The organism is Arthrobacter sp. FB24, from assembly GCF_000196235.1.
Taxonomy (GTDB): domain Bacteria; phylum Actinomycetota; class Actinomycetes; order Actinomycetales; family Micrococcaceae; genus Arthrobacter.
This window is the reverse complement of the sequence record NC_008541.1, coordinates 1,029,752-1,049,312: the sequence shown is the minus strand read 5'-3', so window position 1 is coordinate 1,049,312 and position 19,561 is coordinate 1,029,752. Positions and strand designations below refer to the sequence as shown.

Annotated in this window: 19 protein-coding genes; 9 read left to right on the top strand and 10 right to left on the bottom strand. The window is 65.9% G+C overall.

Going from position 1 to position 19,561, the window contains the following annotated elements; all coding sequences use genetic code 11:
- Positions 1-113: 113 nt before the first annotated feature.
- The 4 genes from ARTH_RS04970 to hisC form a co-directional block, all read right to left on the bottom strand.
- On the bottom strand, positions 114-1,283 hold the full coding sequence (locus ARTH_RS04970) for a hypothetical protein (RefSeq protein ID WP_011690838.1): 1,170 nt from the start codon (positions 1,281-1,283) through the stop codon (positions 114-116).
- Positions 1,280-1,819, bottom strand: coding sequence for a DUF4365 domain-containing protein (locus ARTH_RS04965; RefSeq protein ID WP_083812663.1), 540 nt, complete (start codon positions 1,817-1,819; stop codon positions 1,280-1,282). Before ARTH_RS04965 ends, ARTH_RS04970 begins: the two co-directional genes overlap by 4 nt.
- Before the next feature lie 232 nt (positions 1,820-2,051).
- A complete protein-coding gene (locus ARTH_RS04960) occupies positions 2,052-3,464 on the bottom strand; it encodes an amino acid permease (RefSeq protein WP_011690836.1) in 1,413 nt (470 codons plus the stop codon).
- Between the two features lie 43 nt (positions 3,465-3,507).
- Positions 3,508-4,617 carry a histidinol-phosphate transaminase gene (gene hisC, locus ARTH_RS04955; protein WP_011690835.1) on the bottom strand — a complete coding sequence of 370 codons (1,110 nt, stop codon included), beginning with the start codon at positions 4,615-4,617 and terminating at the stop codon, positions 3,508-3,510.
- A 92-nt stretch (positions 4,618-4,709) separates the two neighbouring features.
- Here hisC and ARTH_RS04950 point away from each other — a divergent pair, with 92 nt between their 5' ends.
- Positions 4,710-5,213 carry an Lrp/AsnC family transcriptional regulator gene (locus ARTH_RS04950; protein ID WP_011690834.1) on the top strand — a complete coding sequence of 168 codons (504 nt, stop codon included), beginning with the start codon at positions 4,710-4,712 and terminating at the stop codon, positions 5,211-5,213.
- Between the two features lie 119 nt (positions 5,214-5,332).
- On the top strand, positions 5,333-6,991 hold the full coding sequence (locus tag ARTH_RS04945; RefSeq protein ID WP_011690833.1) for a thiamine pyrophosphate-binding protein: 1,659 nt from the start codon (positions 5,333-5,335) through the stop codon (positions 6,989-6,991).
- A 373-nt stretch (positions 6,992-7,364) separates the two neighbouring features.
- On the opposite strand, the gene ARTH_RS04940 is transcribed toward ARTH_RS04945, so the two are convergent.
- Positions 7,365-7,820 (bottom strand): universal stress protein, encoded by a 456-nt coding sequence (locus ARTH_RS04940; protein ID WP_011690832.1) that lies wholly within the window; start codon positions 7,818-7,820, stop codon positions 7,365-7,367.
- Between the two features lie 276 nt (positions 7,821-8,096).
- On the opposite strand from ARTH_RS04940, the gene ARTH_RS04935 reads away from it, so the two are divergent.
- Positions 8,097-9,053, top strand: coding sequence for a lipid kinase (locus tag ARTH_RS04935; RefSeq protein WP_043430382.1), 957 nt, complete (start codon positions 8,097-8,099; stop codon positions 9,051-9,053).
- 23 nt (positions 9,054-9,076) lie between these two features.
- On the opposite strand, the gene ARTH_RS04930 is transcribed toward ARTH_RS04935, so the two are convergent.
- Positions 9,077-10,153, bottom strand: coding sequence for a N5-glutamine methyltransferase family protein (locus ARTH_RS04930; protein ID WP_011690830.1), 1,077 nt, complete (start codon positions 10,151-10,153; stop codon positions 9,077-9,079).
- Positions 10,154-10,422: 269 nt separating this feature from the next.
- The gene (locus ARTH_RS04925; RefSeq protein ID WP_011690829.1) at positions 10,423-10,983 is read right to left on the bottom strand and encodes a hypothetical protein; all 561 of its coding nucleotides are present in this window, start codon (positions 10,981-10,983) and stop codon (positions 10,423-10,425) included.
- A 237-nt stretch (positions 10,984-11,220) separates the two neighbouring features.
- Between ARTH_RS04925 and ARTH_RS04920 the strand changes: the two genes are divergently transcribed.
- Together ARTH_RS04920 and ARTH_RS04915 are read left to right on the top strand one after the other, a co-directional pair.
- On the top strand, positions 11,221-11,901 hold the full coding sequence (locus ARTH_RS04920) for a DUF998 domain-containing protein (protein ID WP_011690828.1): 681 nt from the start codon (positions 11,221-11,223) through the stop codon (positions 11,899-11,901).
- A 41-nt stretch (positions 11,902-11,942) separates the two neighbouring features.
- Positions 11,943-13,028 carry a hypothetical protein gene (locus ARTH_RS04915; protein WP_011690827.1) on the top strand — a complete coding sequence of 362 codons (1,086 nt, stop codon included), beginning with the start codon at positions 11,943-11,945 and terminating at the stop codon, positions 13,026-13,028.
- A gap of 39 nt (positions 13,029-13,067) precedes the next feature.
- On the opposite strand, the gene ARTH_RS04910 is transcribed toward ARTH_RS04915, so the two are convergent.
- From ARTH_RS04910 to ARTH_RS04905, 3 genes are read right to left on the bottom strand one after another with little or no spacing between them, the layout of a single operon-like run.
- Positions 13,068-13,766 (bottom strand): hypothetical protein, encoded by a 699-nt coding sequence (locus tag ARTH_RS04910; RefSeq protein WP_011690826.1) that lies wholly within the window; start codon positions 13,764-13,766, stop codon positions 13,068-13,070.
- A gap of 35 nt (positions 13,767-13,801) precedes the next feature.
- A complete protein-coding gene (locus ARTH_RS24050; protein WP_198011534.1) occupies positions 13,802-13,945 on the bottom strand; it encodes an MFS transporter small subunit in 144 nt (47 codons plus the stop codon).
- Between the two features lies 1 nt (position 13,946).
- Positions 13,947-15,338, bottom strand: a complete 1,392-nt coding sequence (locus ARTH_RS04905; protein WP_011690825.1) for an OFA family MFS transporter — start codon at positions 15,336-15,338, stop codon at positions 13,947-13,949.
- A gap of 276 nt (positions 15,339-15,614) precedes the next feature.
- Between ARTH_RS04905 and ARTH_RS04900 the strand changes: the two genes are divergently transcribed.
- The 4 genes from ARTH_RS04900 to ARTH_RS04885 all read left to right on the top strand — a co-directional run bounded on the left by ARTH_RS04900 (position 15,615) and on the right by ARTH_RS04885 (position 19,534).
- Complete coding sequence (locus ARTH_RS04900; RefSeq protein ID WP_011690824.1) at positions 15,615-16,508, top strand: potassium channel family protein; 894 nt, start codon at positions 15,615-15,617, stop codon at positions 16,506-16,508.
- 255 nt (positions 16,509-16,763) lie between these two features.
- The gene (locus tag ARTH_RS04895) at positions 16,764-17,420 is read left to right on the top strand and encodes a hypothetical protein (protein ID WP_011690823.1); all 657 of its coding nucleotides are present in this window, start codon (positions 16,764-16,766) and stop codon (positions 17,418-17,420) included.
- Positions 17,421-17,429: 9 nt separating this feature from the next.
- The gene (locus ARTH_RS04890) at positions 17,430-17,744 is read left to right on the top strand and encodes a hypothetical protein (RefSeq protein ID WP_011690822.1); all 315 of its coding nucleotides are present in this window, start codon (positions 17,430-17,432) and stop codon (positions 17,742-17,744) included.
- Between the two features lie 113 nt (positions 17,745-17,857).
- Positions 17,858-19,534, top strand: coding sequence for an FAD-binding dehydrogenase (locus ARTH_RS04885; protein WP_011690821.1), 1,677 nt, complete (start codon positions 17,858-17,860; stop codon positions 19,532-19,534).
- The last annotated feature ends 27 nt before the right edge of the window (positions 19,535-19,561 follow it).

The window sequence follows — 19,561 nt, the reverse complement described above, 5'->3', positions numbered from 1 at the left end:
TATGAATTCAGCAGTGATGGATGGATAGTTAGAATTTAGCCGCTTAGAAGCTTCTGTTACGAGTAAATATGCCGAGAAGTCGGGTGCGTTGCCTGTGGCTGCATCCAATTAGCTCAAAAGAGCGTTCCATGCTCGTAGTCGACCCTTTCGGCGTTGTCGTTGGGCACAACGGAGACGTCAGCGGCGTCATACAGCCAGTAAAAGTTGCCTTCTCGTTCCAGGCGACCAGAAACCTGAAGCATCGAATCACTGGCATGGGCTTGCAGCGCTACTCGATACTGATCAGCAGTCAGACGGACACGCGCTTTCTTCGCTGCGGAGCCGCTCTCTACGACAAGACGGATCACGCGTACATCGGTAGCTGAGGCGTGGCTGAGCAGAACGACCTCCCCGGTGAGCGTAACTTGTTCCGACTGGGGAGCTTGTGCGAACCGTGTTGCCACCCTGTCCAGGACACGTGCCTCTGCGGGAACGAATTCAAACTCCCGTTTTAACGGCCGGGTTCCTCCGCTGCTATAACGGAGCACCTGAATTCCTGAAGCACTGTCCCGAGTGACATCGCCAAGCGCCTTAACAAATTCGTAGGACAAGCCTTCGTCTACAGCCTCAACGAACATGTCTGTGACTGGCCTGGACCTGTACTCGTCCAGGCACCGGCGGGCCACGTCCAAGGACCGCTCAAATGTGTTCAGAATTTCGCGCCCACTTACGGCTTCAGCAAGCGGCGGCCGCTGAGCAGCGACCTCCTCTGAGCGTTTCGTGAGATAGAACCTCTTCTTAGCTTGAGTGTGCGCTGTGATGATGTAACTACCGATGGCGGTCTGGCCCATATAACATTCATCGATAAATTGCTTGGCGATGAAGGCGCTCGCATTTCCGTGGTACATACGCGCCTCCCGCGTTGACTTCGCAGAGGCAGTTAGCATCGAACGAGCGGAGGCATAGAGAAGCTCGCCGTCGTTCCAACGAATCAATCCGGCGTCTAAAGTTGTTTCTTTTTGCCAGTGCGACTCATCAAGCTCGACAGCTTCTTTAAGGCGCCATAGCTCTTGGGCATGCCTGGCTTCGCTACCGAACCGGAGGACTATTTCTTGTTCTGCCCGCGCAAGCAGACGAGCGAAGTCTGGCCGCTCCTCGTCCAAAGGAACTACGATCTCGCCCGGCCCCTCAGCCTCACGCCACACGTCAAACCGCCCGGGGGCGCCTTCAGCGCGGAACCAACGGAAGTGCTCCAGCATCGACAACAGGCTATTTACCTTCTCGGAAGGTACAAACGCATTCATGGATGCCCGCCTTGTCCTATGCGCTGCATAATGCCACACAGCGCAACATCATCAAAGATGCTGGTCTTCTGAGCTCTGAACGTCGGCCTCTCAGCAGTTGAGGAATTCGCGCCTCGCAAGTTGACCCAGTAGCAACAGTGCCTCAATGCCAACTGGTCGTGAGTAGCTTCCAGCCACTCAGATGGATCGGATGGCAGCGACATAATTACGACGATCCGGTCCATACTCGGATTAGTGCTGATGAATTCCCTGTAGCGATCAGCCCTCATGTTTGACGAGACATAGTCGGTGTCCAGGTCAGCGAACTGTGTGGTGCTCTTGAGTTGCAGCTCCAAGTACGCTGCGCCTGTCTGGACGTGCTGGTCAGACCTGTGGGAAAGGAGAAGATCAATACCTTCATCAATGGAGGGCGTGCCCGCAATATTACACCCGGCGGCAGCAGCAATGGCGTTGATATAACCCACTTGGAACTGCTCCATCAAGTTGAAGCCACGTTCCGGCGATCCTCTAAGCACCGTCGGCGCGCCCCCAGTCATGGGGAAATAATACAGTTCCAACGGCTTACCCCTTGACTCCGCATAGCCCTCTTATTGGACTGAAGCGTAAGAGACACCCCTGACAAACCCTGCAGGATGATGAGCGCCTTCCGGTCAGCGTCCGTCTTAGAATCGGTCCTCTCCCTCTGCAAAGCGGCCGGCGTTGTGATGCACGATGCCGGCCGCTTGTCAGGTGCTTTGCACAAAGAAGTTGCGAAGGCTTGCTGCATCTCTAGTCGACGAGCACCGGCTCCTTGGCACTCTCCGAAGACTCGACAACCGGCGCAGCCTTCCCGTTCCGCTGGTGCAGCCAGTTCGCCACCGCCATCAGCGCCACGAGTGCGAACGTGCTCAGGAGCTGGGGACGTGAGTCCTCGCCGATGAAGCCCACTGTGAAGATCGCCGCGAGGATGAGCAGGCCAAAGCCCGTCAGCCACGGGAAGCCGGGCATCCGCAGGGGAAGCTCCGTCCCCTCGCGGTCGGCACGGAGGCGCAGCGCGAGCTGCGCGAGGAGCGCGGACGTCCACACCAGCAGGCACGTGGAACCCACGATGTTAAGCAGCACGGGCAGAACCATCTCGGGGAAAGCCAGCTCCAGCACAACCGTGACAACGCCGAACGCGACGCTGGCCAGGACGGCAACAACCGGGACACGCGCCTTGGACACCGAGGCAAGCACGCGTGGTGCTCCACCCCGCTCCGCGAGGGAGTACGCCATCCGTGACGCACCGTAGAGGTTGGCGTTGAGGGCGGAGAGCAGTGCCGCGACGGCCACCAGGGTGATGGCGGTGGCCGCGCCGGGCATGCCGGCCGCGTCCAGCACCGCGGCGAACGGGCTCTTCAGCCCCGCCGAACCCACGGGAACAACCGCCGCGATCACGAAGATTGCACCGATGTAGAAGACCAGGATGCGCCACAGCACAGTGCGGACTGCCTTCTTCACGCTGCGGGCAGGCTCGGCGGTCTCAGCTGCCGCCACGGAGACGATCTCGGTGCCGCCGAACGCGAAAGCCACCACGAACAGGGCTGTGGCAATCCCGGCAAAACCGCTGGGTGCGAAGCCGGCTCCGGTGAAGTTGGACAGGCCCGGCGACTGCACGCCCGGCAGCCAGCCGAAGAGCAGGGCAGCGCCCACCAGCAGGAACCCGACGATGGCCGCCACCTTGAGCAGGGCGAACCAGAACTCGAACTCGCCGAAGTTCTTCACGCTGGTGAGGTTTACGGCGGTGAGCACCACGATGAACACGAAGGCCATCAGCCACACCGGCAGGGCCGGGAAGATGGTGGCCAGCAGGCCCGCCGCCCCCAGCGCCTCAGCTGCGATGACCACCACGAGCTGGATCCACCACAGCCATCCCACGGTGGCGCCGGCCACCGGCCCGTAGGCCTTTGCCGTGTAGACGGAGAAGGCGCCGCTGTCCGGGTTGGCGGCGGCCATTTCGCCGAGGGCCCACATCACCAGGATGATGAGGGTGCCGGCCACGAGGTAGGAGATCAGCACGGCCGGCCCGGCAGCCTGGATGCCGGCGCCGGAGCCGATGAAGAGGCCCGCGCCGATGGCGCTTCCGAGCCCCATCATGGTGAGCTGGCGGGGTTTGAGTGCCGCGCCCAGTGCGCGGCCAGACGTCTTTGTCTGTTGTTCCATGGGGAGTCCTCTGGTTGTAGGTGGAACGGATTGAATTTTCAGGTCAGTCGATCGTCGAGGCCGCGTGCACTGCCAAAAGTCGGAGCACGCGGTCGTTGGACGCAGGATCGGCAACGGTGATCCGCACGCCGTCGCCCTGGTACGCCCGGACCATGACGCCGGCGGCGTCAAACGCGTCCACCAGCCTCGCCCGGAGGCCCTCGTCCGCCCGGATCCACAGGAAGTTGCCCTGGCTCGCCTGCAGTTTCCAGCCCTGGGTTTCCAGCTGCGCGGCCATCCGGGCGCGCTCCTGCCTGACCGTGGCCACCCGCGCTTCCATCTCCTCCCCCGCGTCCAGCGACGCGATGGCCGCCTTCTGGGCCAGCGCGCTCACGGAGAAGGGAAGGGCGGTCCGACGCAGTCCCTCGGCGATATCCGGCGCGGCCACGGCGTATCCCACGCGCAGGCCGGCGAGCCCGTACGCCTTCGAGAAGGTGCGCAGGATGCAGACGTTGGGGTACCTGCGGTACAGCGCCAGGGAATCGGGGCCGCTGCCCGCTTCGGCGTATTCCACATAGGCCTCGTCGATCACCACGAGGATGTCCGAGCGGACGGATCGAAGGAAGGCCTCGATCCGGTCATGGCTGATCGGGACGCCGGTGGGATTGTTGGGGGTACAGAGCAGGATCACCTTCGTACGGGCAGTGACCGCCGCGGCCATGGCATCGAGGTCGTGGCCCTCAGCGCCGTCCAGCGGGATGCGGACCGGCCGGGCGCCTGCCAGCTCAACCAGGATGGGGTAGGCCTCAAACGAGCGCCACGCGAAGATCACTTCATCCCCGGCGTCGCACAGTCCGGTGATGATCTGCTGGAGGACGCCCACGCTGCCGGGTCCCACGGCAACCTCTCCGGCCGTGACGCCCAGGTGCCCGGCGAGCCGTTCACGGAGTTCGACGGCGGCACTGTCCGGGTAGCGGTTCATGGTACCGGCCGCTGCGGCCACCGCAGCGGCGGCAGCAGGCAGGGGCTCGTAGTGGCTTTCGTTGCTGGCGAGGGCTGCAACGTCCGCGCCGGCACTGCGCCGGCCCGGGACGTACGGCGGAAGTCCGGCCACCGCGCCGCGCAGGGCGGGAAGCGCGGTTTCGGGTTCGGCCAGGAGTTGTTCAGGGGTCATGAGGAACGATCATGTTGTGACCCTGCCCACAATGCAAGATACGCTCATCCCATTGGGACTTCTGCTCAACTTCTACTGTGTGTGGTGAAAATATGACCATCGCGAACTCTCGCACCCTCGATTCCCTCGACGGCAGGATCATCCTGGCCCTGGACAAGGATCCCGAAGCCAGCGCCCTGGCGCTCTCCCGGACGCTCGGCGTCGCACGCAACACCATCCATGCCCGGCTGGCACGGCTCGAGCGCAGCGGCGCCCTCCGCTCCTTCAGCCGGAGGCTGGATCCCGCCGCGCTTGGCTATGACCTGATGGCCTTCCTCTCACTGTCCATCAGCCAGACCCGGACAGGTTCGGTGGAAGACGGGCTGGCCGCGATCCCGGAGGTCATCGAGGTGCACGCCACCACCGGCGACGCGGACCTCATGGCCAAGGTGGTGGCACGCGGCACGGCGGACCTCTACCGCATCACCAACCAGATCCTGGAGATCGACGGGATCCAGCGGACCAGCACGGCCATCTCCATCCTTGAACTCATGCCGCCCCGCTACGACGGCCTCATCAGCAGGCTGTCGGAGCAGGAATCCCGCCCTTCCACCTAAGCCGGGTGACGCACGCCACAAGTGGGCATATTTTCACCCGAGACCCGCTTTGGTTGCCAAATATCCCACCAGAAACGCGCTCTCTTGCCGATCGGTGACTTAGCCCACATGATTCCTGCATGACTTCATCTACCGTCTCCGGCCGCGTGGCACAGGTTCTCAGCAGCTATCTCAGCGATGTCTTCGGCGTGATGGGCAACGGAAATGTCTACTTCCTGGACGCGGCGGAAAAGCTGGGCCTCCGCTTCTCCGCCGTCCGCCATGAAGGCGCCGCCATCGCTGCGGCCGACGCCTACTACCGGACGTCAGGACGCCTCGCAGCGGGCACCACCACCTACGGCCCCGGCTACACCAACGCACTCACTGCCCTCGCGGAGGCCGTCCAGGCGCAAATCCCCGTCGTGCTGGTTACCGGCGACGCCCCCACCAGCGGCGCCCGGCCCTGGGACGTGGACCAGGCGGCAATCGCCGCAGGACTCGGCGCCGCGACCTTCACCGTCACCCGCGACGCCGCGGGCTCCATCACCCAGCAGGCGGTGGAATACGCACTCACCAAACGCACCGCCGTCGTGATTGCCATCCCCTACGACCTCGCTGCCCTCGAAGCTGCGGACGAGGAGCTTCCCGCGCCGCTGGCAGCAGCGGTGATGGACGACGTCGACGGCGGCCTTGGGCAGGTAGCCCGCCTGCTCGCCCGGGCGAAGCGGCCGCTGATCCTCGCCGGCCGCGGTGCGCACCTCGCCGGCGCCGGCCCGGAGCTCCGGGAACTCGCCGACCGCCTCGGCGCACTGACCGCCGGAACCGCCCTGGCGCTCAACCTCCTCAAAGGCGAGGGGTACTTGGGCGTCGCCGGCGGTTTCGGCACCGACACCGCTGCCGGGCTCATGGGTGAGGCCGATGTGGTCCTGGTAGCCGGGGCAAGCCTGAGCCCCTTCACCATGCGGTTCGGGCACCTGCTCGGCCCGGACAGCACCGTCATCCAGATCGACACCGCCCTGCAGCCCACGCACCCCCGGGTGGACACGTTCGTCAGCGCGGACGTGAAGTCCGCTACGGGACGCATCCTCCAACTGCTCGACGGCGAGGCTTCAGCAGAAGCCTGGCGCGCGGAAGCCCGCAAACGCCTGGCCGAAGGACCGGCCCACCACCCCGGCTCCGACGAGACCGCGGATGGCCGGCTGGACCCTCGTTCCCTTGCCATCGCGCTGGACGCCGTGCTGCCCGAGCGACGCACCGTGGTCCAGGACGGCGGGCACTTCCTCGGCTGGGCCCCCATGTACTGGAACATCCCGCGGCCGCAGGACCTGGTGATGGTGGGCACCGCCTTCCAGACCATCGGGCTGGGCCTTGCCAGCGCCGTCGGGGCAGCCCGCGCAGTGGAGGACGGCCGCACCCTGGTGCTGGCCTCCGGCGACGGCGGTTTCCTAATGGGCCTGTCCGACCTCGAGTCGCTGATCGGCGCGGCGAGCAGCGCCGTCGTCGTGATTTACAACGACGCCGCCTACGGAGCGGAGATCCACCAGTACGGTTCCCAGGGCCTGACCGAAAAGCCCATGCTGATCCCCGAAGTGGACTTCAGCGGCGTCGCCCGTGCTTTGGGGGCTGAGTCGGCGATCATCCGCTCACTGGCGGACCTTTCCGCGCTTCAGGACTGGATCGACGCAGGCGCCAACGGAACTTTCGTGGCCGACTGCCGCATCACGTCGAGCGTGCGGGCGCCGTGGATGAGCGAATGGATGCAGGCCAAGCAGGAGGCGAAGGCGGCGGTGGCGGGGTAGCGGGGAAGAAGCCGCCACGGCGGCGCGGCCTCGCCGCCGCCGAACGCAAAATAGGGGAAGCCCCACCAGCAATGCTGAGGGGCTTCGACTGTTTTGATTCCGTTATGACGAACATCATCTCCCGAACTTGCGGGAATTCTGGTTCTTCCTGCCTCGTCATCGGCAGACCACGTGGATCAGATCCACAGTGTGTTCCAGGGTTCCCTGTTGTTCGTTCCCGTCCTTCTTTCGAAGAACGTATTAACAGTGTTACGCCTAGTTTTCCGGTGGCGCAAGAGCCAATTTTCCCGGGGATTCCGGCGTTCCTAACGGTGCCGGTGGTGCCACGGCTTTTACGAGTTCCGCCGCCGGCCGTCCCGGAACGCCGGAAGGATCACGCTTTGGGGTGAACCACCAGGACAGGACATTGAGCGTGGGTGACAACCTGGGTAGAGACCGAGCCCAGGTGCAAGCCCGGAAATCCCCCATGGCCCCGGGACCCGACGACAATAAGGTCCGCGTCTTTGGCAGCGTCCAGAATTGCCGAAGCAGGGGAAGGCGTGTCTACTAGCTCTCCAGCCGCGGTCACGCCTCCGTCTGCGGCGGACTTCAGCGCCTCACCCTGGCGGGTCCGTGCGACTTGCTCCGGAGAGTCTTCGGCCGCAATCTCACCTGCCGCCGTTTCCAGAACAGCCGGATACCACGCCATCGGCGGCTTATGCCAGGCTGTGACCAGGCGGAGCTGGCCATTGCGCTGCCGGGCCTCATCCATGGCCCAGTCCAGTGCAGCCTGGGAATATTCGGAACCGTCAAAACCGACAACAATCAAGAATGAACCGGTACTGGCCATCTGTCTTTCCTTTCACTGCCTTGCCGAACCGTGCCGCGCCGAACCTGACCTGTGAGGGCTACACAGCAATCCGGGCACCCTCGTCTGGCCCCGGGACGGACCAGCCTGCGTGCGGGGTTCGGTTCCAGCTGTCATGGTTCCATCGGACGCCCGTGCCGGCGTCCGGGGGTAGAGTCCAAGGTCCCCGGCGTCGCGGGCCGAACGACTACGACTGAGTGCCTCGGATGTAGTTCCCGCCATAGGAAACCCACAGGTCCGCCGCCTAACATGGCCCACATGAAAGCCGCCCGGGACGCCCGCTCTGCCGCCGTCGTCATCAACGCCGGATCACGCCGAGGTGCTGCAGGCGAACTTGCGGTGGACGCGATGAAAAAGGCAGGCGTGCCCATCACCGCCGTGAACCACATCCTGTCCGGGGCAGACCTGGCCGGGACACTTGACCGGGTGCTTGCGGACGGGCACGACCTGGTGGTTGTCGGCGGCGGCGACGGGACCGTGTCCTGCGCCGCCGGCCGGGTTGCCGGCACCAACGTTGTGCTTGGCGTCCTTCCGCTGGGCACCGCGAACGACTTCGCCCGCACGCTGGAGATACGGAACAACATTGTCGAGGCGTGCGCAACCGTCGCCGAAGGAAAGGTGGTGGATATTGACCTCGGCCGGGCCAACGGTGAGCCGTTCCTCAACGTCGCGTCCGTGGGCCTGTCCGTGGCTGTGACGGAGGCTCTGAGCCCCCGCTTGAAGCGGTACATCGGACCATTGGCATACAGCATCGCCACGCTGCGGGCCTATGCCCGGCACAAGCCGTTCCGGGCCCGCCTCGAGTTCCCCGAGGGCGACCACGAGCCGATGGAACTGGAAGACCTGCTTCAGGTGGCGGTCGGCAACGGCCGGCATTACGGCGGCGGCAACACGGTCTCCCCCACCGCCGGGATCGATGACCACCTCCTGGACATCTACGCCATCCTGGCGGGTCCGCTCCGGGAGCACGTGAGCATCGCAAGGCTGCTGAAGGATGGAAGCTTCATCGAGCACGACAAGGTGTACCACCTGACAAGCCGGCACGTTCGGCTGGTCACCGATCCGCCGCTGCCGGTGAATCTCGACGGCGAGATCGCCACCATCACGCCAGCCGACTTCACCGTCCAGCGCAACGCCGTCCACGTGCTGGTGCCCCAGAGCAGCACCAGCGCCCTGTTGGACGGACCGGGCGCCGCGAGCGGGCCGCCGTCGTGATTCCCGACGGCGGAAGGTTCTGACTATCGGGGAACAAGCCGCCACAGGGAGGTGACCTCGGCCGTGCGCGCTTCGAACAGGGGATCGTCCCGGTCCGATGCCTTCGGATGCGTTGGCTTGGTGTCGAGCCGTTCCACAACCTTCAGCCCGGCCGCCTCGATGGCGGCCAGCAGATCCCCACGCGACCGCAGGCCAAGGTGCTCGGCCAGGTCGGAGAGGACAAGCCAGCCCTCCCCGCCCGGCTCAAGATGGTCGGAGAGTTCGTTCAGGAAGCGGAACAGCATTCTGCTGCCGGGGTCGTAGACTGCGCTGTCCAGGGAGGAATGCGGGGTGGCCGGAATCCATGGCGGGTTGCACACGATGAGCGGCGCCCGCCCGGGCGGGAACATGTCGGTCAGGACGGCCTCAGCCCGGTCTTGGACACCGAGGTTCCGGAAATTCTCAGCGGCGCAGGCGATTGCACGCGGTTCATTGTCCGTCGCCACCACGCTGCGGACGCCACGGCGCGCGAGGACGGCGGCGAGCACCCCGGTGCCTGTTCCGACGTCGAACGCCAGCGTGTCAGAAGGCAGCGCAGCGGCAGCGACGAGATCCACATACTCGCTCCGGGTGGGGAAGAACGTGCCATAGTGCGGGTGGATGCGGCCCTCCAGGGCATCGACGTAGACGCCATTACGCCGCCACTCGTGGGCGCCGATGGCCCCGACAAGCTCATGCAGGGATACAACGGAGGGTTCGCCGATGTCACCGTACGCTCCAGCGGCGGCCTGCCGGATGTCCGGTGCGCGGCGCAGCGGCACCACCGGGCCCGGATCAAGCGGAATCAGCAGGAGCCCGAGGATGCGTGCACGGTGCGAGGCGGACTGGCGGTGCCGATAGAACTTTTCGGCCGGAGTTGCTGCGGTCTCTTTCTTTCCCGCGCCTATACGACGGTCCATGGCGTTGAGGATCTGCCGTGCGTTGTGGAAGTCGCCTTGCCAGAGCATCGCGATGCCCTGTGATGCCATCCGGTTCGCATCATCGGCCGTGAGGGAGTCGGAGACCACTTCGACGCGCGTCGGCGCCGGCCGGCCGTTCGCCGAACGCCACCGCGCGGTCATGTTCTCACCGGCCTCGGCCCAGGCCACGACGGCTCGCTCAACGACCGCGGTTGTGCGCGCGGGCTTGGGGACCGGCGTCGGGATGCCCACGGGAGCTGGCGTGTCGGTTGTGATAAAGATCCATTCCAAGCGTCAGAGGAGCCGATCGGCGACTGACGATTGCGGCGGTGATTCCACGACGTGGATGGCTGCGGTCCAAGGTTCCGGACCGTCATCCGGCCGCGAACCGAGCTCGGTTGACGGCCGCTGGAGCCATTCAACCTGCCTTCTCAGGATACAGGTGGGCCGTGGGTGCTACTCGACGATGCAGAGATGTGCCGCTTGACCTGCTCAAGCTCATCTTCGAGCAGGTCCACCTTGGTGCGGTAGTTTTCGAATTCCGCCGCTCGGCGCCTGGCCATGGCGAGACTGATGACCGCGGCAAGAACGGCAAGCGGGAACGAGAGCAGCAAGGCCCAGCCGGACGTGGCAAGGAAGTCCAGGGCTACGGGAAGCGCCTGCTTGAACGCCAGGAAATCGTTCACCCCGCCGACCATTCCCTGCAGGGCTGAGTCCAGGGGGCCAAAGTACTGCCCCACAATGGGCGTCTCGGAAAACGACGGGGCGCTCAACGGCGGCTCTCCCCCCGCCGACCAGCGCGAATCACGGAAAGTGTTCAGGACGTAGATCCCTGCACCCGCGTTGAGGGCCGCGAAGAGCAGGACTGCTCCAAGCGCAGTCCAATGGAGCCTGCGCCAACGCCAGAGGCCGGCCACAAGCGCGAAGACGGCGGCCGCAATCCAACAAAAGTTGCGGAGTTCGTCGCGGCTTAGGCCGCCCAGTAGGTCCAAGGTATTTCCCAGCCTTTGCAGTTGATGCTTGTCGCGGTCCCAAGCAATGCCTGTTCAGGTCCCATGGGAGCCTATCCCAGTCACCCCGGACAAGCCGCGGGGCAGCAGGCCAAGGCCGTTCGGCCCTAGCGACGCCCGCCATCCGGGCCAAAGCTTAAATCGTTAGGCGCTGGGGCGGACGCCCGCGGGCCCCTGCACCGAGCCTTTGCCAGACCGCGGCTCTGAGGACATCCGGACATGTCAATCGACAAGCGCCGACTCCCGCTGCGCAGGCGGGCCCTGATGCCGGGAAGTCAGCGCCGTGATGTGACTCGCAAGGCCCTCCTCGCTTCAGGAGCGCTGTCTTCGCTGCTCTACGTGATCGCCACAGATGGCCTGGCTGCGTCCATGTGGGACGGGTACCGCCGCACCGAACAGATGGTGAGCGAACTCTTCGCAGTCGGCTCCCCCGGCCGGGACGTCCTGCTGCCCTTCACGTGGCTCTACACGGTGCTGTTCACCGCGTTCGGGGTGGGCGTCTGGAACTCCGTGCGCGGCAACCGTGCCCTGCGCATCAGCGGTGGCCTGCTCACCGCGTACGGGCTGTGGAACATCATGGGCGCCCTCTACCCGCTGACACTGGGGGACAATGCTTCCGTTCCCATGCATATCCTCGTCACCAACATTCAGCTTGCCCTTATGGTCGCGGCAATGTGTTTCGTGGCTGCGGGGTTCCACGGCCGGATGCGCGCGTATTCGATCGTCTCGCTCGCGGCTTCTGCGGTCATGGGCATGGTGGCATTCATGGCGGCCCCGGGGCCCAACCTCGTGCTGGGTATCAGCGAGCGGATCAGCATCGGGGCATTCCTGCTCTGGGTAATTGTCCTCGCTACCGCGCTGTGGAAGCGGCCCGCCGCTGACAGGACATCTCAGGTTTAGGCGCCATCCCCTCACCGAACAATTCCCGGAAGCGGCCAACGATGCTCGAAACTGCACGCAACACCAGGACCCACGGACGCCGCGACCTGGTCACCGAACTCCTGGGCCTGTGGCTGGTGCTGGCCGTCTTCCTGGACGGCTGGGCGCACCTGAACCTGCCCAGCCTGGAGACGTTCTTCACCCCGTGGCACGCTGCCCTCTACTCCGGCATGCTGGCGACGGCGGCGTGGACCGCCGTCGTGATCTTCCGGAACCGGGAGCCGGGGCAACCGCTGGTGCAGGCCATCCCGCCCGGCTACCGGGGAACCGTAGTGGGGCTCATTCTCTTTGCCACAGCCGGCGGCCTGGACCTGCTGTGGCACGAGCTCCTGGGCATCGAGGTCTCGCTGGACGCCCTGGTCAGCCCCACCCACCTGCTGCTGGGCTTCAGCCTCTTCCTCATCCTCGGTACCGCGGTCCGCAGCGCCCGGGCCAGTCATTCGGCCAGCCCCGACGGTTCCCCGGCCCTGACCCCGGCGGCGCTGTTCGCCGTCGTACTGATGACCGGGCTGGGAGCGTTCTTCCTCATTTACGTCTCCGCCTTCGTCCGGCCGGGGCCAACGGCCCTCTTTGTTCCGACGCCGGTCGGCAGCCCCGGGCGCGTCCAGTCGGAGCTGCCGGTAGTCGTCACCCTGGCCAGCTACCTGCTGACCACCTTGCTGATCATCGCCCCCTTCCTCTTCATGCTTTCCGTGGCGCAGCGTCCGGCCCGCGGGGTTGTCACCATGTTGGTGGCCGCTGCAGCGTGGCTGCCCGTCGCGATGCTGGGATTCCGCACGTATTCCATTGCTGGAGCCGCAGGCGCCACCATTGCCGCCGTCGCGGCTGACCTGCTGCTGGCCCGGCTTCCGGAGACCTGGCTGCGCAGGCGGCTGCCGGCCGTCACGGGAGGAATCGCGGCTGTCCTGTGGACGGGACAGCTCGTGGCGTTCGCGGTAACGGACGCGATCCGCTGGCCCGTCTCGCTCTGGCTGGGAGCAGTGGTACTGAGCACCGCGGTGGCCGCGGGCCTCGCCCTCCTCGCCTCCTGGGGTCCGGCGGGTTCGGCGGCTCCGGCGCGTCCGGTGCCGGACTCCGCCGCGCGGTAGCGGCCTCTCACAGCCAACGGCGGACGCAGTTGCAGCACGCTACCCGTGGGTGACTGCAGCGCCCAGCAGACCGAACAGTGTCCCGGCCGCCAGGGCAACGAGGGCACGTTTCCGGGTGGGATACAGCCAGCGCACTGCGAACACGGCCGCTGCCAGAATGACACCGTTGACGATACTCAGAGTGACCGCGATCCACTCGGACCCCGTGGCCACTCCGAAACCTCCGCCGCTGCAACCGCTGACCCCGCACCAGGCAAAACTCGCCACCACCCACTGAGGAAGACTCAGCAGAACCGCCAGCGGCACGGCCCACCAGAGCTTTGTGACGTCCGGGGTTATCCCGCGCAGCGTCAACCGCGGATTCTCAGATGAGGCGCCCGACGCGCTGCCGGCCCGAACCAGCGCCCGCCTCCGGACGCTGAGGACAATCCATCGGAAGACACCCGCGTTGACCGCCGCAAGGAGGACGTATCCGAGATAGTAGAGAACCGTAGTCAGGCCCAGTCCACCCCCGGAGTCAAAAGTCCCGACGACGAAATACGCGAAAGAAACGGGCAGGGTCAGAACCACCAGGGCGAGCAGCAGGCCCTCCTTGAACCCGGGATCCAAACCCAGGGCGAGGACTCTGCCAAGCAGCGCAGCCACAACAACGGCGAACGTCACCGAGAGGTATATGACGACGGCGGTTCTGGCCCAGCGCGGCAGGGCCCTTCCATTCGGCGGTGATCCACTGCCCACAACGTTCCCCCTTGACGTCGTTCCGGCCTAAACCCTCACCCGAACAGCGCCGCGACGCCGGTCAGCGTGACAAAAACTCCGTAGAGCAGCGGTATCCCCACCAGGGCCCACGCGAGGATGAGCATGCCGGTGGACGATGTGACGGGCGTCTGTGCGCCGCCGGTGTTTTGGGTGTTCATCTCAGGCCTCCAAGGCAGGTTCGGGCCGACGGCGGTCGGTGCGGAGTTCGTGGAACCGTGCGTCCACCGGTTTGACCAGCAGATTGGCGACGAAGCCGACCACCAGCAGCGCCACCATGGTCAGCAGCGCCGGCTGGTAGGACGCCGCGTTCAGCTGTCCGGGTTTGCCCTGCGCGTCCAGGAACGCGTTGACAATCAGCGGCCCGGCCACGCCGGCGGCGGACCAGGCGGTCAGCAGCCGGCCGTGGATGGCGCCCACTTGGAAGGTGCCAAAGAGGTCCCGCAGGTAGGCCGGTGCCGTGGCGAATCCGCCGCCGTAGAAGGAGATGATGAAGAACGCCAGCGCCACATACAGGACGGTGGTGCTGGATCCAGCCAGCGCAAGCACCGTGTAGAGCACGGCGCCCACGCCCAGGTACACCATGTAGATGCGCTTGCGGCCCGTGACGTCGGAAGTGGCGGACCAGGCGAAGCGCCCGGCCATGTTGCCGATGGAAAGCAGCCCCACAAAGCCGGCGGCGACGCCGGCACTGACCAGGGACACGCCGTCGGACTTTCGGAAGAAGTCCTGGATCATGGGCGCTGCCTGTTCCAGGATGCCGATGCCCGCGGTGACGTTGCAGAACAGCGCCACCCACACCAGCCAGAACTGCGGGGTCTTGATCGCGTTCTTAGCCGAGACGTTCTCGGTGGTGACCAGCTTGGCGGCCTTGACCTTGGCGGGGTCGAATCCCGCGGGGCGCCAGCCTTCGGCCGGGACCCGGATGGTGAGGGCGCCGAAGAGCATGTAGGCGAGGTAGACGACGGCGAGCGTCAGGAAGAGCTTGCCCACCGAATCGCCGCTGGCCACCCAGCCCTTGGCGCCGGAGTTGGGATCGTACAGCTTGAGCAGCGCGGTGGAGACGGGGCTGGCGATCAGCGCGCCGCCGCCGAAGCCCATGATGGCCATGCCGGTCGCGAGTCCGGGGCGGTCCGGGAACCACTTGATCAGGGTGGACACGGGCGAGATGTAGCCGATGCCCAAGCCGATTCCGCCCACTACGCCGTAGCCGAGGTACACGAGCCACAGCTGGTGGGTGAAGATGCCCACCGAACCGATCAGGAATCCGCTGGCCCAGAACATGGCCGAGGTGAACATCGCCTTGCGGGGGCCGTTCCTGTCCACCCACGTGCCCATGATCGCGGCCGAGAGGCCCAGCATCACGATGGCGATGGAGAAGATCACGCCGATCTCCGTCAGGCTGGCCCCGAAGTGCTTGACCAGCGCCGTCTTGTAGACGCTGGTGGCATAGGCCTGGCCGATGCAGAGGTGGACGGCGAGCGCCGCGGGCGGTACCAGCCAGCGGTTGAATCCAGGCGGGGCGATGGTGCGGTCACGGTCAAGCCAGCCCATGTTTGCTTCCCTTGCGTGTCGAAGACGTCGATGTCGGATCGATCCAGAGGCAAAGACCCCCCACTGCCCGTTGCCTCCAGCCATCATGTGCCCAGATCATCAGTAAACGTACTATTAGCGCGCCAAGCGGTAGGGACTTTACGACGAACGGTCCTGTACGTTGAAGAAACGCTCCTGGCTGCAGGAGCGCGGCGTTGCCTCGAACCGGGACACTGTTGAGGAGTTCGAGCTGCGGTGCGACTGCTCCCCAGGAAGCACCCGCCTCTAAGATGAGGCATGGACTTCGAGGACACGCTCTGGACAGTTTTGGGCGCGGGGCTGGTTCTGCTGATGCTCGTCGACGTCTTTCGCACACTCCTGTACCCGCACGGTTCCGGTCCCCTGGGCCGGGCGATCATGCGCGGGTTCTGGCTGGTGTCCAGAAAACTCCGGGGCCGGGGCTCATTCATCGCGGCGCCCCTGGCGATGGCGGCTGTCATCGGCGCGTGGGCAGGCCTGGCGGCCATCGGCTGGGCCCTGCTCTACCTGCCCCACCTGACGGACGGTTTTATTTACGGAGCCGGGGTTCCGCTGCGGGCCGACTTCGCCGAAGCCCTCTACATCTCCCTGGTCACTCTTTCCACCGTTGGGTTCGGCGACATCGTGGCAGCACATCCGGTGCTCAGGCTGGTTGTTGCACTCCAGGCCGTCACCGGTTTCGGCTTGCTGACAGCAACGGTCACCTGGATCCTGCAGACGTTCCCCGCCCTGAACCGCCGGCGCGCCCTTGCCCACCAGCTGACCCTGTTCCGGGAGGCTGCAGGTCCGGCAGGTGTCCTGGCGCTGGACCCCGGTCACGCTGCCGGACTGTTGGAGGCAATGGCCGGAAACGTGGCTTCGGTGAGCATAGACCTGCTTGCCTTCCATGAGACCTACTACTTCCGTGAAATTGAGCAGCGCGGCTCACTGCCCGCCACGGTGGCCTACGCCCAGCAGCTGGCATCCCAGGCCCAGCTCAGCGAGAGCCCTGAACTCCAGTTCGCCGGCCGCATGCTCCACGCGGCGCTCGACGGACTGGCAGACGTCCTCCGAGGCAAATTCGGCCACGCAGGAACCACCTCCGCCGATGTGTTCGACAGCTACGAGCTGCATCACCGGCACCGGCGGCCGGGGAACCCGGACCCAAACTAGCCACACGGCACCTGCCGCGCCGTGGATCCGTCCCTAAAACCCGTGAGCCAAGCCCTCGTTGAGAAAGCGCCGGCTGGTACGGGACTTTGAGCCCTAGTTCCGGCCGAGCCGTAAGGCCATCCTCTGAGGTACGGGCGCGCGTGCTCCAGAACGAGCAAGAGCCGGCCGCACTGAAACCAGGACGCCACACAACCGCTGTTACCCCCCATATTCGCCGTCGCACAGGCGAACCTGCCAAAGCGTCAGGAGCCTCGAATGGCAGTTCCGATCCAGCCTTCCGTCACTGCCCGGCCCGCCGTCCCGGTTGCCTGGCTCACCCGAACGGCCGTGGGGCTCTTCATTGCAGCCCTCACCGTCGCCCTGCTCCCCGCCGGGCCTCCTCCTGCCTCGTTGGGGGTATGGTCGGCAGCTGTCGTCGCCGGATTCACACTTAGCGCTGCCGCCGCGATCGCATCCCAGGCACGGGGGCACCGGGTTGTCCGCACCCGGCTCGGCTATTGGGCCCTCGCGGCGCTCACGGCCGCCCTGCTGGCACTGGGGCTGGCGGCCCTGCCGACAGACAGGAACCCCGAGATGTTCTTGTCCGCCGGCACCGTCGCCGCCATCACCGCGGCAGTGCTCGGCACCCTCGCGGCTTTCCGCGCCGCCGGAGCACGTATCCGCTTCCTGCCCACAACCCCCGCAGGATGGTGGGCCGCCGCGTTCCTGGCAAGCTTCTTGATCCTTGGGTTCAGCCCGTGGGCCGTCCTGACTCCGGCGACGGTGATGGCCGGCCCAGCCCTTGCGCTGGCGGCAATCGTCAGTTACCAAGACCGGTCGGTGCTCACGGTGATCGCTTTGGTGGCCGGACCGGGGCAGCTGGCCTTCTTCGATCTCGCCGTCCTGATCAGCACGTTCACACCCCACCCCTAGGCGGACGACATGCACCTCGCAGTCACACCCCGCTCGGCCTCCGGGCGGTGGAGCCTGCTCTTCGCCGGCCTCACCGCCCTGGCGACACTTGCGGCCTGGATCGTCCTCCTGCCGGTGACGGCAGATCCATCCGGCATCTGGGTCTGGATGGCCCTCGGCCAGGCGTGCATAGCGCCCGCAGCGGCGGCAACGGCACTCGGACTGGTCAGCCTTATCCACTACGGCGAACGCTCCGTACTGACATGGGCAACCACCCTCGCCGCCCTGGCGGTGACGGTGGCGACGGCCGCGATCATGCTCTCCACATCTGCGCAGCCCTATTAGTCGTGCAAGCTCCCGATCAGCCGCCTCCCGCCGTCGTTGCTACCGCCTGACGAAGCCTGCTCCTGTAGGTTGATGCTGAACTCTCACTTACCTTCAACCAGGGCGGTTTTCTGATGGACGCGGATGTCATCATCATCGGCGGCGGGCTGGCCGGGCTGGTGGCCAGCAATGAGCTGGTTCGGGCCGGCAAGCGGGTGGCGATCCTGGACCAGGAGAACGCAGCCAACCTCGGCGGCCAGGCCTTCTGGTCCCTCGGCGGGCTGTTCCTGGTGGACACCCCCATGCAGCGACGCCTGGGCGTGAAGGATTCCTTCGAGCTGGCATGGCAGGACTGGCAGGGCTCGGCCCAGTGGGACCGGCTGGGCGGCCCACTTCCGGAGGACGAGTGGGCGCAGCAGTGGGGCCGCGCGTACGCCGAGTTCGCCGCCGGGGAGAAACGCTCCTGGCTGCAGGAGCACGGCATCACGTTTACCCCTCTGGTGGGCTGGGCCGAACGCGGCGACGGCCGCGCCGGCGGCCACGGCAACTCCGTCCCCCGCTTCCATGTCCCGTGGGGAACGGGCACCGGGGTCTCCGAACCCTTTGCGCGGCTGGCCCGGGAGGCTTCCGGAACGGGACGGGTGACGTTCCACTTCCGGCACCGGGTGGACGGGTTAACGTTCGACGGCGGCACGGTCACCGGGGTGCGCGGCACCGTGCTGGCACCCGACGCTTCGCCGCGCGGCGTTGCCTCGAACCGGACCGCTGCTGGGGAGTTTGAGCTGCGTGCGCAGGCCGTGGTGATCGCGAGTGGCGGGATCGGCGGCGACCACAAGCTGGTGCGCCGGTGGTGGCCCCAGCAGCTGGGGACGCCGCCCGCGAAGATGATCACCGGGGTACCCCGGCACGTTGACGGGCGGATGCTGGACATCGCCGACCAGGCAGGCGTCCGGCTGGTGAACCGTGACCGCATGTGGCACTACACCGAGGGCATCCAGAACTGGAACCCCGTCTGGCCGGACCATGCCATCCGGATCCTGCCCGGGCCGTCGTCCCTGTGGTTCGACGCGCTGGGCCGGCGGCTTCCCTCCCCCGGGCTGCCCGGTTACGACACCCTGGGAACCCTGCGACTGCTGAGGACCACACCAGATATCCAGCAGTACAGCCACTCCTGGTTCATCCTGAACCAACGAATTATCGAAAAGGAGTTCGCCCTCTCCGGCTCCGAGCAGAACCCGGACATCACCAACCGGGACCTGAAGATGTTGCTTCGCTCGCGTTTGGGCCGCGGCGCCGCAGCCCCCATCGAGGCATTCAAAGAGCACGGCGCCGACTTTGTGGTGGCGGACAGCCTGGAGGATCTGGTCCACGGGATGAACGGCCTCACCTCGGAGCCGTTGCTGGACTACTCCGGGTTGCGCCGGCAGATTGAGGAACGGGACGCTGAGATCCGCAACCCCTATTCCAAGGACACTCAGATCCTGGGCATCCGCAACAGCCGCCGCTTCCTGGGCGACAGGCTGTTCCGCACGGTCAAACCGCACCGGATCCTGGACCCTAGCGCGGGCCCGTTGATTGCCGTGAGGCTCCATGTTTTGACCCGCAAAACCCTGGGCGGCATCCAGACGGACCTTACTGGTCAGGCTTTGTCGCAGGACGGCGCGCGCATCCCCGGCCTCTACGCTGCAGGCGAGGCAGCGGGGTTCGGCGGCGGCGGGGCCCACGGCTACAACGCACTGGAAGGCACGTTCCTGGGCGGCTGCCTCTTCACCGGCAGGACCGTGGGGCTCTCCCTGGCGCGGCTGCTCTAGCTGGGAATCGCACCAGCCCGGTATGGC

What these genes read in the sequence shown, in the direction of transcription:
- ARTH_RS04970 (WP_011690838.1), bottom strand. Translation starts at nt 1,283, where the DNA reads ATGAATGCGTTTGTACCTTCCGAGAAGGTAAATAGCCTGTTGTCGATG.
- ARTH_RS04965 (WP_083812663.1), bottom strand. Translation starts at nt 1,819, where the DNA reads ATGACTGGGGGCGCGCCGACGGTGCTTAGAGGATCGCCGGAACGTGGC.
- ARTH_RS04960 (WP_011690836.1), bottom strand. Translation starts at nt 3,464, where the DNA reads ATGGAACAACAGACAAAGACGTCTGGCCGCGCACTGGGCGCGGCACTC.
- hisC (WP_011690835.1), bottom strand. Translation starts at nt 4,617, where the DNA reads ATGACCCCTGAACAACTCCTGGCCGAACCCGAAACCGCGCTTCCCGCC.
- ARTH_RS04950 (WP_011690834.1), top strand. Translation starts at nt 4,710, where the DNA reads ATGACCATCGCGAACTCTCGCACCCTCGATTCCCTCGACGGCAGGATC.
- ARTH_RS04945 (WP_011690833.1), top strand. Translation starts at nt 5,333, where the DNA reads ATGACTTCATCTACCGTCTCCGGCCGCGTGGCACAGGTTCTCAGCAGC.
- ARTH_RS04940 (WP_011690832.1), bottom strand. Translation starts at nt 7,820, where the DNA reads ATGGCCAGTACCGGTTCATTCTTGATTGTTGTCGGTTTTGACGGTTCC.
- ARTH_RS04935 (WP_043430382.1), top strand. Translation starts at nt 8,097, where the DNA reads ATGAAAGCCGCCCGGGACGCCCGCTCTGCCGCCGTCGTCATCAACGCC.
- ARTH_RS04930 (WP_011690830.1), bottom strand. Translation starts at nt 10,153, where the DNA reads ATGACCGCGCGGTGGCGTTCGGCGAACGGCCGGCCGGCGCCGACGCGC.
- ARTH_RS04920 (WP_011690828.1), top strand. Translation starts at nt 11,221, where the DNA reads ATGTCAATCGACAAGCGCCGACTCCCGCTGCGCAGGCGGGCCCTGATG.
- ARTH_RS04915 (WP_011690827.1), top strand. Translation starts at nt 11,943, where the DNA reads ATGCTCGAAACTGCACGCAACACCAGGACCCACGGACGCCGCGACCTG.
- ARTH_RS24050 (WP_198011534.1), bottom strand. Translation starts at nt 13,945, where the DNA reads ATGAACACCCAAAACACCGGCGGCGCACAGACGCCCGTCACATCGTCC.
- ARTH_RS04905 (WP_011690825.1), bottom strand. Translation starts at nt 15,338, where the DNA reads ATGGGCTGGCTTGACCGTGACCGCACCATCGCCCCGCCTGGATTCAAC.
- ARTH_RS04900 (WP_011690824.1), top strand. Translation starts at nt 15,615, where the DNA reads ATGGACTTCGAGGACACGCTCTGGACAGTTTTGGGCGCGGGGCTGGTT.
- ARTH_RS04895 (WP_011690823.1), top strand. Translation starts at nt 16,764, where the DNA reads ATGGCAGTTCCGATCCAGCCTTCCGTCACTGCCCGGCCCGCCGTCCCG.
- ARTH_RS04890 (WP_011690822.1), top strand. Translation starts at nt 17,430, where the DNA reads ATGCACCTCGCAGTCACACCCCGCTCGGCCTCCGGGCGGTGGAGCCTG.
- ARTH_RS04885 (WP_011690821.1), top strand. Translation starts at nt 17,858, where the DNA reads ATGGACGCGGATGTCATCATCATCGGCGGCGGGCTGGCCGGGCTGGTG.